We start from the raw sequence: 12,725 nt of genomic DNA on the forward strand, positions 1-12,725 counted from the left end.
TATCTCTTCTATTTATTATTAATGAAGCCGCGAAACTCAAAGTTTCTCTGCAATCCTCAACTTTGCAGAACGGGCTCTTTTGTTTGCCTCTAATTCTTCCTCTGTAGGTAATATCGGTTTTCTTGTGATAAGTTTTAATGTAGGTTTATATTCATCAGGTATAATCGGAATTCCTGGTGGTAGAGGTGGACCTTCACTTGCCTTTTTAAAGGCAACCTTACAAATCCGATCCTCCAGTGAGTGGAAGGTTATGACACTGACTCGCCCACCTGTTGCCAAAAGCTCAATTGACTGGTGAATAGCATCTTCAAATACCTTTAATTCATCGTTTACTGCAATTCGAATCGCTTGGAAAATTCTTTTTGCTGGATGTCCGCCGGTCCTTCTAGCCGCAGCAGGAATTCCCTCTTTAATTAACTCCACCAATTCTCCAGTTGTTTCAATGTGTTTCTTTTCTCTTGCAGCCTCTATTTTTCTAGCAATTTGCTTTGAAAACTTTTCTTCACCGTATTGAAAAAAGATTCTTACCATTTGCTCATACGACCAATTGTTGACAATATCATAAGCCGACAAAGTTGCATTTTGGTCCATTCTCATATCAAGTGGTGCATCGTGGTGATAGCTAAATCCTCTTTCCGGTGTGTCTAATTGTGGTGATGAGACTCCCAAATCAAACAGAATTCCATCAACAACCGTTACACCTTGTTCATGTAATTTCTCAGATAAGTGGGCAAAATTACTTTTGATGATGGTAACAATGTCACCATATTCCGCAAGCTTGTCCTTTGCATTTTGAATTGCAATATCGTCTTGATCAAAAGCATATAGCTTCCCCTTGTTTGAAAGTTTTGAAGCTATGTATGAACTATGTCCTGCACCACCAAGTGTGCAGTCTACGTATATTCCATCTGGACGAATCTTCAATCCATCAGCAGCCTCTTCTAATAGAACGGTTTTGTGTTTGAACATGTTAGCACCTCTTATTTCAGTAATACACTTATTTTGTACACAAGAGTTCATTCAAATGCGCCTTGGCTTATTTGCCACCCGATTTTTTAGTACGATGAGGGTCACTAAGACGTTGCCACAGGAAGTGGCGTTCAGAGTCTTAATCTTATTCTCAAAAAACTACCTTTGAAAAATCGTGGAATCCGCCGGCGGCTATAACTTTATTCAGTCTGGGTTTGAATCCTCCCAAAATATTATACTCATAAAGTATTCATCACACCATAAAAAAAGTGAATCCGACAGAATAAAGTTATATATCAAAACCGATCATATTTTCAGCTATATCAGAAAAAGATTCTTCGGAAGCAGCAAAATATTCTTCCCACTTCTCCTTACTCCAAATTTCAATACGGTTTGATACTCCAAGTACTACACATTCCTTCTCAAGCCCAGCGTATGAAACTAACGGTGATGCAATATTTACTCTTCCTTGTTTATCAAGTTCACATTCAATGGCTCCAGAAAAGAAAAAACGCGTGAACGCACGGGCGTCTTTTTTAGTAAGTGGGAGTGTTTTTAATTTTTCCTCAAGTATTTTCCATTCTGATTGTGGGTAACCGAATAAGCACTGATCTAAACCTCTAGTTAAAACAAATGTTTCACCTAGGTTTTCTCGAAACTTAGCAGGTATAATCATTCGGCCTTTCGTATCAACAGTATGATGGTATTCTCCCATGAACATATCCATTGTCCCCACTTTCTGACTTTATCTTACCACAATCCCCCACTTTCCACCACCGGTTTTTATATAAAATTACCAAATAAAAAAAACCCCCGGAATTCCGAGGATTTTCGTCATATTCTACATTATTACTACCTTATGCTTTCCGTTAAATTCAAACGGAAGTACTAATAAATCTTGGATAAAATCGTCTCCGTATTTATTTAAATAATAAAAAACATTCCAAACTCTCTCCTGTGGGGAGCCAAGTGGTAGAAGAGATTTTTCAATTCGGTTAAAACGATTCAATTCAATTTCATTACGGTTTAAAATACTTCGGTTTATAGTGTTCTTCAAGAAGTCAAGCTGGGATTGAATATTTTGAGCATTTTTCAAGAGGAGATCCCCTAATCCTGAATCAACTTCAAGCCCCACTTTTCGTATTTTCTTATGAATTTGCTCTACTTCTTTTTTCGCATCTAGGATAATCCCGTCCACATCAGCTGTTTGTTGTTCCAACCAAGACTGTTTCACTTTTGAAAGTTCTCCGGAAAGGGTAGCTGGAATTGTTAATCCCACTTCTTCGATATTAGACTCGATCGCCCTTTCTACAATTGTCATCATGAGTCTTGGTACAACAGGTGGCATCTGAATCTCCATGACGGCAAACACTTTTTTTAACTCGGCCCAGTATGAAACCTCGCCAGGTCCGGAAATAAAAGCTAATGTTGGGAACAAGAACTCCTGCATAACTGGTCTTGTTACTACATTGTTACTTAGAAGTTCTGGTTGTTTCTCCGCAACTTCAAGTAATTCGTCTCCACAAAGTATACATTCATTGTTTTTCCCACTAAACACATCATGTTCCACATTATACTCAAGTAAAATACGTTCATCATTTTGGGTATAAAAAAGGTTAGCACTTGACTCGTTCATTTCAATCATTTTTGAGTATTGATTAGATGACAATACCTCTTGCTGAAGCAACAATCCATCATGGAGTTCTCTATTTTTTTCAACCATTTTTCTTAAGAATTGTGATTGAATAGTTCTAAGTTCTTTTGATCCTGAATCAACAAGGATAAGACCGGTTTCTCCAAAAAGATCATTAATAATGTGTACAAAGAAATCAACATATGTTTTTGAGTTTTCTACAAACCCAGTTAAACGGTCCAGAAGACGATTCGTATAGTTTGTTTCACCATATGTCTCAAAGATTTCTTCAATCCATTCTAAAAATCCCGCTTGTTCAATTTCAATCGATGAAACCATTGTTTTACGATTGTGATATTGTGGAACAGTCCTTTTTCGAATACCATTTTGTAGATTTACATAGAGATGATTGATCTCCGCAAAATCATGGTCTTCTCCCGCAATCCAAAACACTGGTAAAACCGGTACATTTAATTTCTCCTCTTGCTCTTTTGCAAGTTTTATAATAGATACGATTTTATGGATCGTATATAATGGCCCAGTTAAAATACCCGCTTGTTGCCCACCAATCACCACGACACTACTTGGATCAAGTAGCTTGTTAATATTCTCGATCGTGTGTTGATGATAATTGAATCTTTTATTAAAGGTTAGCAAATGCTCAACAAGTTTTTCACGTTCAAAATGCCTTTTTTGTATGTCCTTTTTTCTTATCTCATAGACAAGGGGAGAATGTATATCATAATCGAAAAATTTCTCTATATCCATTTTATTTAAAAGATAGTCATTGACTAATCGATTTGATGATGGCAAAGAGAGATCCAAAACCTCCATAAATTCTTGTTCTTCCTTTCTTATCCAGTATGTATCTTAGATGAGTATAGCACGCTTTTTCTATAAACCAAAAATATTCGCTCATGATGGATTAATTTATGGTTGTGACGAAAATTCGTTGAACCAATCCGATTAAAAGCAAAAGAATATAAGCAAATGTAGATGCAAGAAAAACAAATCGCCATGATTTCTTAATTACTTTCACAGTATCTATTTCATGACTCTTTCTCCAGGTTACAAAACCAGTCAGCAAAATGGCAATAACAAGGACCAGGATGATTAGCCAAAGCATGCTTTTTCCAACAATTACGAGCAATAAATAATGTACTGCAATGAGAAAAAATACGGTTGTAATATCTACCGAAAGAAAAAACGATTTTCTATTATTTTTCATTATAAATCTACTAATAAAATAGATTAGTATAAAGCCAAGCACAGGAGCTGTAACAAATGTCGCAGCAATACCCGCAAAAAAATTTATCATTTCCTATCCCCCTCATCTTTCCATCCCTTTTATAGAATCATATAAAAATTGTGTTATCGCTACTTCCCGATCTATTTTCTTTGCTTCAGCTAATACATACCCTAAAATGGCATCAATTTCGGTTTTTCTTCCCTCTTCTATATCTCGTAGCATAGAAGATTTATTTTGAGCAGTATTCTTACAAATTGTCGCCACAAGCTCCCACATTTGTTCTTCATTACAAGGTATGACAGACGTGATTTCACGAAATAAAGTCTTGACTTGATTCTTGAAATACTCATTTTGAAGCAATCTCCCATTCTTAACTCCATATAAAGCTGTTAATGGATTGATGACCGCATTAACAATTAGCTTTGAAGTCATCATTTCATACCAATTGTTATGAAATTCGTTTTGAAACTCCTTGATAGGAATATCAAATGTAATAAAATCCCCTTTAATAATCCCAAACTTTGTAAGACCTATGCCAGTATGTATGATGGTAGTATCATTCAATTTTAATGCACCATGTTCTACAACACCTACAAGGATATTCTTATTTTCGAGTTGTTTCATGATATCAAGATGCCCCATTCCGTTTTGTAGAAAACAAACCGTTTGTACCTTTTCTATGTCTTTGATCTGTGAAAGGACGTCCTTCAATATGTATTGTTTCACCGCGATGAAAAGAATATCTTCCCTGATTACACTAGCTGTACTTGTTACAGCTTGTACACGGTATGTATTTGACGTGTTTTCAATTTCTATTGTTACACCTTTTTGATTAATTTCAAATGCCTGGCGTTCAGTTCTCGTATATAGGGTTACATCATGGTATTCTGCAAGATAGCCTGCAAATAACAACCCGATAGAACCCCCACCAATTATTCCAATTTTCATAGTTCCAACTCCATAGTTTGTCCTACCTTTATTTTACCAAAAAGCCCGACAAAATGACTAGATACTTACTACAAAAGGTAGGCAAAACAAAACAGAACTAACCCCAAGGCAATTCCTTGGGGTCTAATCATCCTTCTTATTTATACTGGGTAAACTGGATGCTTTTTCTGGACGAATTCAAGTTCCTTTGTTTCGTAAGCGGACAAACGATCAATGAGGACACGTCTAAGCTCTGCAGCTGGAACAATATCGTCAACAATTAACTCTGATGCAAGCTTGTAGATATCGATCGTCTCTTTATATTCTTGTTGTTTTTGTTGAACAAAAGCGACCCGCTCTTTTGGGTCTTCAATTTCATTAATTTTATTCGAATATACCGCATTTACTGCTGCTTCTGGCCCCATAACAGCAATTTGAGCTGTCGGAAGTGCCACACAGTAATCCGGCTCAAATGCAGGACCAGCCATCGCATAAAGTCCTGCACCATATGCTTTTCGCACGATAACTGAAATTTTCGGTACAGTTGCTGAGCTCATTGCAGCAATCAATTTTGCTCCATGTCTAATGATGCCTGCTCTTTCGACCTTTGTTCCAATCATAAACCCAGGAACATCTGCTAAGAACACTAATGGGATATGGAATGCATCACATAATGTGATAAATTTAGCCGCTTTGTCTGCAGAATCTACAAATAAGACGCCGCCCTTTACTTTCGGTTGGTTAGCGATAATTCCAACAGGTCTTCCATCTATACGTGCTAGCCCAGTAATTATTTCCGGAGCAAATAGTTTCTTAATCTCATAGAAGCTACCTTCGTCAATGAGGGTATCAATACCTTCGTACATATTAAAAGGAGCATTCTGATTTACAGGTATTATCTCTTGAAGACTTTTACCTTCCTTTGGTAATTTCCCTTCAATAAAAGTGGGTTTATTTAAATAATTGGCAGGAAAAAATTGCAAATACTGTCGTGCACTTTGTATAGCTTCCTCTTCATTGGCAGCAAGTACATCGCCACAGCCACTAACTGTACAGTGCATTCGTGCTCCGCCCATTTCTTCTAAGGTCACTTTCTCACCAATTACCTTTTCAGCCATCCTTGGTGATCCTAAATACATCGAAGCATTTTTATCGACCATGATTACAATATCGCAAAACGCTGGAATATAGGCCCCTCCTGCAGCTGATGGTCCAAATAAAATACATATTTGAGGGATCATCCCAGAAAGTTTTACTTGATTATGAAAAATGCGCCCTGCGCCGCGACGATTCGGAAACATCTCAAGTTGGTCAGTAATTCGAGCTCCTGCGGAATCTACTAAATATAATAGCGGTACACGAAGCTTTTCAGCAGTCTCTTGAATTCGAATGATTTTCTCAACTGTCCGGGCTCCCCACGAACCCGCTTTAACAGTAGAATCATTTGCCATTACACATACTTTTTGACCGTTTATTTCCCCAATTGCAGTAACGACACCGTCTGCTGGAAGGTCACCCGCTAAATTGTTTGCGTATTTTCCATCCTCTTGGTATATTCCTTTATCAAATAAAAGCGCTAGACGATCACGAACAAATAATTTATTTTGTTCTTTCAGCTTTTGATGGTATTTTTCATGCCCTCCTGCTTCAATTTCTTTGCTTTTTTCTACTAACATTTGATCTAAATCCTTCGTATGAAGCATTATTACCCTCCTATTCTAGTACAAGTAATTCATCGTCTTCGTTTACAAAATCACCGATTTCTACTTTAATAGAAGCAACTTTACCAATTTGTCCGCTTTCTATTGGTATTTCCATTTTCATTGATTCCAGCATGACCACAACTTGGCCTTCGTTAATTTCTTCCCCTTCTGAAACCAATATTTGTAATACGGTCCCTGCCATACTCGCTTTTATTTCTTTCATATCAATTCCCCCTATTAATTGAGATATTTTGTAGTATATTCTCCTTTTAAAAAGGATTCCTCGTTGATAATTCGTTGGAATAAAGGGATATTCGTTTTTATTCCTTTGATTACAATTTGATTCAGATACTCCTTAGCTGATTGAATCGTTTCTTGTCGGCTGTCACCATTCACAATAATTTTTGCAATCATCGGGTCGTAAAACGGCGTAACAATTGTTCCTTTTTCATAACCATTGTCTACTCGCACATTTGGATCATTATCCGGAAATGTATACACCTCTATTTTTCCTGGAGATGGGAAAAATTTTACCGGATCTTCTGCATACACACGAAACTCAATCGAGTGGCCTGATGATAGTATGTCATCCTGTGACAAAGGTAGTTTCTCTCCCCTGGCCACAAGAATTTGCCACTTTACAAGATCTATATTCGTAATCATTTCCGTAATGGCATGTTCAACCTGAAGTCTCGTATTCATTTCTAAGAAATAAAAATTTTCTTCTTCATCGACAATGAATTCAATCGTACCGGCATTTGTATAGTTCACATATTCAGCTGCCTTTTTGGCTGCGTGACATATTTTTTCACGCGTTTCATTAGATAAGAATGGAGAAGGTGTTTCCTCAATTACTTTCTGGTTTCGACGTTGAATCGAACAATCTCTTTCAAAAAGATGAACTACGTTTCCGTGATGGTCACCAAAGATTTGTACTTCTATATGTCTTGCATTGGGAATAAATTTTTCGATGAACACTTCTTCATTTCCGAAATACGTCTTAGCTCTAGTCTTTGTTGCGTGAAACGCTTTTTGTAGTTCTTCCTCAGAATTGCAACAAATCATCCCAATACCACCACCACCGCCACTTGCTTTTAGCATTACTGGGTAGCCATATTCTAAAGCAAGCGTACAAGCTTCCTCTATTGTTCGAATACTTTCATTACTTCCTGGCACAACAGGGACACCCGCTTCGATCATAGTTTGTCTTGCTTTTACCTTATCGCCCATCAATGAAATAAGTGAGGGTGAGGGTCCAACGAAAACCATTGATCGTTCTGCAACCGCCTTTGCGAAAGCTGCATTTTCCGATAAAAACCCATAGCCTGGATGGATTGCATCAACATGTTCCATCTCGGCAATTTCGAGGATTTTATCCATTTGAAGATAGGATTTTAAAACGGGTGCCTCACCGATTCGATGCGCTACAGTTGCGTAATTTACAAATGGTAATTGCTGGTCCGCATCTGAATAAATAGCGACTGTTTCGACCCCCATCTCGTGGCATGTTTTCATGATTCGTAAAGCGATTTCTCCCCTGTTTGCAATTAATACTTTTTTCAAGATCTGTTCCCCTTTCGTTGAAAGATCAAATCCACCCACACTATAATTTCTACACGTATCTACATAATCCTGCACACAACTGAAAACGCTTTCTATATTTTTCTACAGAATTTTTTGTATTTTTGTTGTATAATGTTTTTATATTCATAATTACAGTTTCTCTTAGTAGAATCGCAAGGGGGATACAAAATGTATACGGCAAAGGTTGAGAAATTATTAGTAAACTACAAAACACTTGAAGAATTTAAAGCATTTAAAGAATATGGTCTTCAAGAATTATCCATGCTGGAAGACCTTGAATCAAACATTATCGAAAATGATAGCGTTTCACCGTTTTACGGAATTTTCTTTGGTGATAAATTAGTAGCACGTATGAGTCTTTATCGTGTTGATAAAAAATTCAATAAATATTTTGAACCTGCACAAGATTATTTAGAGCTTTGGAAGCTTGAAGTACTTCCAAATTATCAGCAAAAAGGATTTGGGAAAGCATTAGTGGACTATGCAAAAGCATATAATCTACCGATCAAAACAAATCCACGTGTGAAATCAGCTGAGTTTTGGGAGAAAATGGGCTTTACCCCTGCATCTTACAATATGGAACGTGACCTTGGAGAAAACCCTCTTCTTTGGTTCCCGAATGGTGTACATGAAATCGACTGATTTTTCTATATAAGTGCAAGGCACATGGAGCTAGACACCAAAAGAAGAAAACAGCTGAACATATTGTCAGCTGTTTTCTTCTTTATTTCTCAACTCTTTCCAGATTCCCATTTCGGTCCATTTGAAATTTAACTTTCTTACTTCTTTCATCCTCCTGAAGAACCACCATTTTACGAGCACGCTCCATGATTTCGATTAATGCCTTATAATCTTCTTCAATTAATTGAATATTATTTTCTAACGTATTATTTTGTGCCTTTAATGTTTTAACTTGTTCTTGAAGCTTACTTATTTGAGTGTTCAAGTTCCGATTTTCATTTACGACCTTCTGAAACTCACTTTCCGTCTTTTCATATTCTTCAAGGAACCGAATCACATCTTTTAATTGCAATACTTGTTGTTTACTATCTACATTTTCAATGATCACTTGTTCCAATGAATTATCCTGAAGTTGTTCTCCATTGTTTTGCTTCTTCAATTCCTTACGCTGCTTTTTTGCAAGTTCAATCCCTGATTTATATTGTTTGCGGACATATGAGTTCCATCTAAAACCACAAGCAGCAGCGGTTCGGGATAATGTTCGGCCCACCTCTTCAAATGCACCTAATTGTGTGCCTCCCTCACGGATATGGCGCAATACTACCTCTGCAAGCAATAAATCTTCATCTTGAGTCCATGCATCTTGACGTGTTGAAGTCATATCTTTCCCTCCTAAACTTCTTTTTTATTAATACATATGCATGTAATAGAAAAGATAGACTACTCACACTCTAGCATGGAAATAATTATTCTTTTTGCATGATTTTGCGTACTGCTTCTAGATGTTCTTCAGTTACCCACAAAGTAGTACACTCCTTGATCTCCTCACTTATTCTCTCCTTCAACCCGGTTTGAGACCATTTCCTATTTACTACCTTTTTGTATGCATTTACTACTTTAGTATTATGTAAAAATTCTTTAGAAATAAATTCTTTACAATCCATAATAGAATTGTCCACTGACAAGATATGTTGGATAAATCCAAGTTCTTTACCAGCTTCGCTTGAAAAAATCTCACCTGTGAGAAGAAGGCGATACGCTTTGTCAATCGATACTCTTTCTAATAGGAGAGTTGCTCCACCCCAGCCGGTCGTAATCCCCTGTTTACCCTGAACAAAGCCGAATCTACTTCCACGAGATGCTAGTCTATAATCACAGGCAGTCGCAAGCTCACATCCACCTCCAATTGCTAGTCCATTCAGTAGAGCAATAGTTGGTTTCGTTAATGTAGCAAGTGAGTATAGAATCATCCCCATCTTGCTAAGCATCTGATAAGCTTCATGCTCTGTTTTAAGGTTTTGAAAAACGGATAAATCTCCACCTGAACAAAATGCTTTTTGTCCTGTACCCGTAATCACTAAAACTTTATCATCATCATTTTCTTCTACGTCAGTAATGGTTTTTTTTAGTCCATCCATCACTTCATAATCGATTGCATTCCATTTTTCAGGGCGATTGATAGTAAACCAAACGATTCCCTCTTCATCTCGTTTCACTATATATTTTGACATGAATTTACCCCTTAAGCTTTTTATCTTATTGTACTGGTAAAAAATTGAGATTGGCAACATTGGATTGAGTAACATTAGAAAGAATCTGAGGTGTTTTCATTGAACGGGGGATGCTAGGAAGTACTCTAATAAAGTAAAAAGCGTATTGATAACAAATGTTATCAATACGCTTTAACATGTTAACAAATTATTTGTTAACAACTTCTTTTCCTTTGTAAGTACCGCATTCTTTACATACGCGGTGTGCTAATTTCATTTCACCACAGTTTGGGCATGCCACCATACCTGGCACTTGTAATTTGAAATGTGTACGACGTAATCTTTTTCTAGTTTTAGAAGTTCTTCTAAAAGGTACAGCCATTATTCCCACCTCCTTAAAAAAAATAGATCAAGATGGTCTATTCTTCCTCAAAGAATTTCGCTAATCCTGCTAATCTTGGGTCAATCTTGTTCTTTTTATCATCTTCACTGATAACTTCCCAATCTTGTCCTGATTGCGGTGCTGCATCTTCAGAGTTCGAATCCTCATCACAAAAAATCTGAATTGGTATTTCAAGTAAAATATTTTCCTTGATAAGCGGAAGTAAATCAATTACTTCTCCTTTAACTTGATGAACATCCTCTTCCGACTCTAAGTCAAATTCAGATGTCTGTCTAAGTAAAAACGTTTCAGTTGTTTTGATCTCGAATGGAAATTTAACATCAACCAAAGTTCGAGAACAAGGCAAAATCATTGATCCAGAGATTTCTAAATGAAAGCTCGCTTTCGTGGAGCTTAGATCAGCACGACCGGTTATTTGTACCGGCGAAATATCTCGAATCGATTTTTCGATTTCCATTAAGTCTCTAACATCAACAGTTTCGTCAATCATTAGACCTTTTCGAGCTAACTGATTTAATTGATTAATTGTCCATTTCAAGTGAAATCACCTCAAGGCAACAAAGGTAATTATAGCTTTGCGGATTACATTTGTCAATATTTTTTCTTTACACTATACTTAATGTGTAGATACTTATCTACTATATCAGCTTTTCCAAAAAAATGATATTTAAAAATAAAGTTTTAAATAGAAATGTATAAGGGTCTTGATTAGCTATAACAAGCACTATACGGGCAGGCTAGAGGGTAGTTTATTAACCTTGTTGTCGGAGCGGCTTGTGACCTTGATGGGCTATGCGCTTATACTAGACATTGAAAAAAAGGGTGAAATGATGAAAGCTGTAGGAGTTATTGTGGAATATAATCCATTTCATAATGGACATAAGTACCATCTCGAAGAAACAAAAAAGAAAACAAATTCAGATTGTACGATTGCAGTAATGAGCGGAAATTTTCTACAACGCGGTGAACCTGCCCTCGTTTCAAAATGGACAAGGACCAAAATGGCATTAGAAGCAGGGGTCGATATCGTCATTGAATTACCTTATGCGTTTGCCACTCAGAAAGCACAAAACTTTGCGAATGGAGCAATTTCCCTATTAAGTGCACTTCATTGTGACGAAGTTTGCTTTGGTAGTGAAAATGGAACAATTGACGACTTTCAAAATACTGTGGATTTTATGAAAAAAAATCAACGAACCTATGATTCCATCACTCGGCTGAATATGAAAAAAGGATATAGCTATCCTAAAGCAGCTTCTCTTGCTTATTCTTCACTTTCAAAACATGATACATACGTTGATTTATCAAAACCAAATAATATTTTAGGCTATCATTACGTAAAAGCTATCTATGATCAAAATAGTAGTGTAAAAGCTGAAACAATTATGCGAACCTCTGCGGGTTATCATGATGAAACCATTTCTCATGAATCCATCGCAAGTGCAACTAGTATTCGTAAAACATTATTTTCAACTGAGAAAAATATGGATCAAATTAAAAATTATCTTCCACCCTCAACTTCCAAATGGCTATCTTCTTACTATCGAGAAAATCAATTATTCCATCGGTGGGAGGAATACTTTACCTTATTAAAATATAGGTTACTAACGTCTACATCGGCTGAATTAGCAAATATTTATGAGGCCGAAGAAGGTATTGAAAATAGACTGCTAGCCCAAATTACAACAGCAACCTCGTTCATGGACTTTATGGAAAAAATAAAAACGAAACGATACACTTGGACAAGGCTTCAACGATTATGCGTACATATATTAACTAATACAACGAAGGAACAGCTAAAACCAATTAATGAAAATCCACTAGCCACCTATATTCGTTTACTAGGTATGTCTCAAAAAGGACAGAACTATTTGAATCACATCAAAAAAGAAATAGAACTTCCCATTGTAACAAAAGTGTCAGGATTTTCAGATGAACTATTTACACTTGATGTGAAGGCTACCCAAACATATTTAACTATATTCCCTGAACCACTTCGCTCCTCACTACTGCGACAGGAATATGCTACTCCACCAATTAGATATGATGAGGAACTGCAAAAATATTTATAAAGAAATCAGCCGCA

14 protein-coding genes are annotated in these 12,725 nt (G+C 36.6%); 2 read left to right on the forward strand and 12 right to left on the reverse strand.

Annotation, left to right across the window (positions count from 1 at the left end; translation table 11 throughout):
• Nucleotides 1–36: 36 nt before the first annotated feature.
• The 8 genes from rsmH to NST91_RS16235 all read right to left on the reverse strand — a co-directional run bounded on the left by rsmH (nucleotide 37) and on the right by NST91_RS16235 (nucleotide 8,044).
• Nucleotides 37–969, reverse strand: a complete 933-nt coding sequence (gene rsmH / locus NST91_RS16200) for a 16S rRNA (cytosine(1402)-N(4))-methyltransferase RsmH (protein ID WP_341331971.1) — start codon at nucleotides 967–969, stop codon at nucleotides 37–39.
• Between the two features lie 289 nt (nucleotides 970–1,258).
• Nucleotides 1,259–1,690, reverse strand: a complete 432-nt coding sequence (gene mraZ, locus NST91_RS16205) for a division/cell wall cluster transcriptional repressor MraZ (RefSeq protein ID WP_121449086.1) — start codon at nucleotides 1,688–1,690, stop codon at nucleotides 1,259–1,261.
• A 120-nt stretch (nucleotides 1,691–1,810) separates the two neighbouring features.
• Entirely contained in the window at nucleotides 1,811–3,436 is a 1,626-nt protein-coding gene (gene bshC / locus NST91_RS16210; RefSeq protein ID WP_341331972.1) for a bacillithiol biosynthesis cysteine-adding enzyme BshC, read from the reverse strand.
• 91 nt (nucleotides 3,437–3,527) lie between these two features.
• The gene (locus NST91_RS16215; protein ID WP_341331973.1) at nucleotides 3,528–3,920 is read right to left on the reverse strand and encodes a DUF3397 domain-containing protein; all 393 of its coding nucleotides are present in this window, start codon (nucleotides 3,918–3,920) and stop codon (nucleotides 3,528–3,530) included.
• A gap of 12 nt (nucleotides 3,921–3,932) precedes the next feature.
• Nucleotides 3,933–4,799, reverse strand: a complete 867-nt coding sequence (locus NST91_RS16220) for a 2-dehydropantoate 2-reductase (protein ID WP_341331974.1) — start codon at nucleotides 4,797–4,799, stop codon at nucleotides 3,933–3,935.
• Nucleotides 4,800–4,939: 140 nt separating this feature from the next.
• Nucleotides 4,940–6,481, reverse strand: coding sequence for an acyl-CoA carboxylase subunit beta (locus NST91_RS16225; protein ID WP_341331975.1), 1,542 nt, complete (start codon nucleotides 6,479–6,481; stop codon nucleotides 4,940–4,942).
• Between the two features lie 10 nt (nucleotides 6,482–6,491).
• Nucleotides 6,492–6,704 (reverse strand): acyl-CoA carboxylase biotin carboxyl carrier protein subunit, encoded by a 213-nt coding sequence (locus NST91_RS16230; RefSeq protein WP_341331976.1) that lies wholly within the window; start codon nucleotides 6,702–6,704, stop codon nucleotides 6,492–6,494.
• A 14-nt stretch (nucleotides 6,705–6,718) separates the two neighbouring features.
• Nucleotides 6,719–8,044 (reverse strand): acetyl-CoA carboxylase biotin carboxylase subunit, encoded by a 1,326-nt coding sequence (locus tag NST91_RS16235; protein WP_341331977.1) that lies wholly within the window; start codon nucleotides 8,042–8,044, stop codon nucleotides 6,719–6,721.
• A gap of 189 nt (nucleotides 8,045–8,233) precedes the next feature.
• Here NST91_RS16235 and NST91_RS16240 point away from each other — a divergent pair, with 189 nt between their 5' ends.
• Nucleotides 8,234–8,707 carry an N-acetyltransferase gene (locus tag NST91_RS16240; RefSeq protein ID WP_341331978.1) on the forward strand — a complete coding sequence of 158 codons (474 nt, stop codon included), beginning with the start codon at nucleotides 8,234–8,236 and terminating at the stop codon, nucleotides 8,705–8,707.
• Nucleotides 8,708–8,789: 82 nt separating this feature from the next.
• Here NST91_RS16240 and gerR read toward each other — a convergent pair whose 3' ends face one another.
• From gerR to NST91_RS16260, 4 genes are all read right to left on the reverse strand, one after another.
• Nucleotides 8,790–9,407: a sporulation-specific transcriptional regulator GerR gene (gene gerR / locus NST91_RS16245; RefSeq protein WP_121449094.1), complete on the reverse strand. Its 618-nt coding sequence runs from the start codon at nucleotides 9,405–9,407 to the stop codon at nucleotides 8,790–8,792.
• Nucleotides 9,408–9,492: 85 nt separating this feature from the next.
• Nucleotides 9,493–10,257, reverse strand: coding sequence for an enoyl-CoA hydratase/isomerase family protein (locus tag NST91_RS16250; protein ID WP_341331979.1), 765 nt, complete (start codon nucleotides 10,255–10,257; stop codon nucleotides 9,493–9,495).
• Between the two features lie 187 nt (nucleotides 10,258–10,444).
• Nucleotides 10,445–10,618, reverse strand: coding sequence for a 50S ribosomal protein L32 (rpmF, locus tag NST91_RS16255; protein ID WP_077617716.1), 174 nt, complete (start codon nucleotides 10,616–10,618; stop codon nucleotides 10,445–10,447).
• A 37-nt stretch (nucleotides 10,619–10,655) separates the two neighbouring features.
• A complete protein-coding gene (locus NST91_RS16260; protein WP_341331980.1) occupies nucleotides 10,656–11,177 on the reverse strand; it encodes a YceD family protein in 522 nt (173 codons plus the stop codon).
• Nucleotides 11,178–11,469: 292 nt separating this feature from the next.
• On the opposite strand from NST91_RS16260, the gene NST91_RS16265 reads away from it, so the two are divergent.
• Nucleotides 11,470–12,711 carry a nucleotidyltransferase gene (locus tag NST91_RS16265; RefSeq protein WP_341331981.1) on the forward strand — a complete coding sequence of 414 codons (1,242 nt, stop codon included), beginning with the start codon at nucleotides 11,470–11,472 and terminating at the stop codon, nucleotides 12,709–12,711.
• Nucleotides 12,712–12,725: the final 14 nt, after the last annotated feature.

The organism is Ferdinandcohnia sp. FSL W7-1320 (genome assembly GCF_038050315.1).
In the GTDB taxonomy this organism is placed as follows: domain Bacteria; phylum Bacillota; class Bacilli; order Bacillales; family Bacillaceae_L; genus Ferdinandcohnia; species Ferdinandcohnia aciditolerans.

Coding starts and splice junctions, on each gene's coding strand:
- NST91_RS16220 (WP_341331974.1), bottom strand. CDS start 4,799: ATGAAAATTGGAATAATTGGTGGGGGTTCTATCGGGTTGTTATTTGCA.
- NST91_RS16250 (WP_341331979.1), bottom strand. CDS start 10,257: ATGTCAAAATATATAGTGAAACGAGATGAAGAGGGAATCGTTTGGTTT.
- bshC (WP_341331972.1), bottom strand. CDS start 3,436: ATGGAGGTTTTGGATCTCTCTTTGCCATCATCAAATCGATTAGTCAAT.
- mraZ (WP_121449086.1), bottom strand. CDS start 1,690: ATGTTCATGGGAGAATACCATCATACTGTTGATACGAAAGGCCGAATG.
- rpmF (WP_077617716.1), bottom strand. CDS start 10,618: ATGGCTGTACCTTTTAGAAGAACTTCTAAAACTAGAAAAAGATTACGT.
- rsmH (WP_341331971.1), bottom strand. CDS start 969: ATGTTCAAACACAAAACCGTTCTATTAGAAGAGGCTGCTGATGGATTG.
- NST91_RS16240 (WP_341331978.1), top strand. CDS start 8,234: ATGTATACGGCAAAGGTTGAGAAATTATTAGTAAACTACAAAACACTT.
- gerR (WP_121449094.1), bottom strand. CDS start 9,407: ATGACTTCAACACGTCAAGATGCATGGACTCAAGATGAAGATTTATTG.
- NST91_RS16225 (WP_341331975.1), bottom strand. CDS start 6,481: ATGCTTCATACGAAGGATTTAGATCAAATGTTAGTAGAAAAAAGCAAA.
- NST91_RS16215 (WP_341331973.1), bottom strand. CDS start 3,920: ATGATAAATTTTTTTGCGGGTATTGCTGCGACATTTGTTACAGCTCCT.
- NST91_RS16265 (WP_341331981.1), top strand. CDS start 11,470: ATGAAAGCTGTAGGAGTTATTGTGGAATATAATCCATTTCATAATGGA.
- NST91_RS16230 (WP_341331976.1), bottom strand. CDS start 6,704: ATGAAAGAAATAAAAGCGAGTATGGCAGGGACCGTATTACAAATATTG.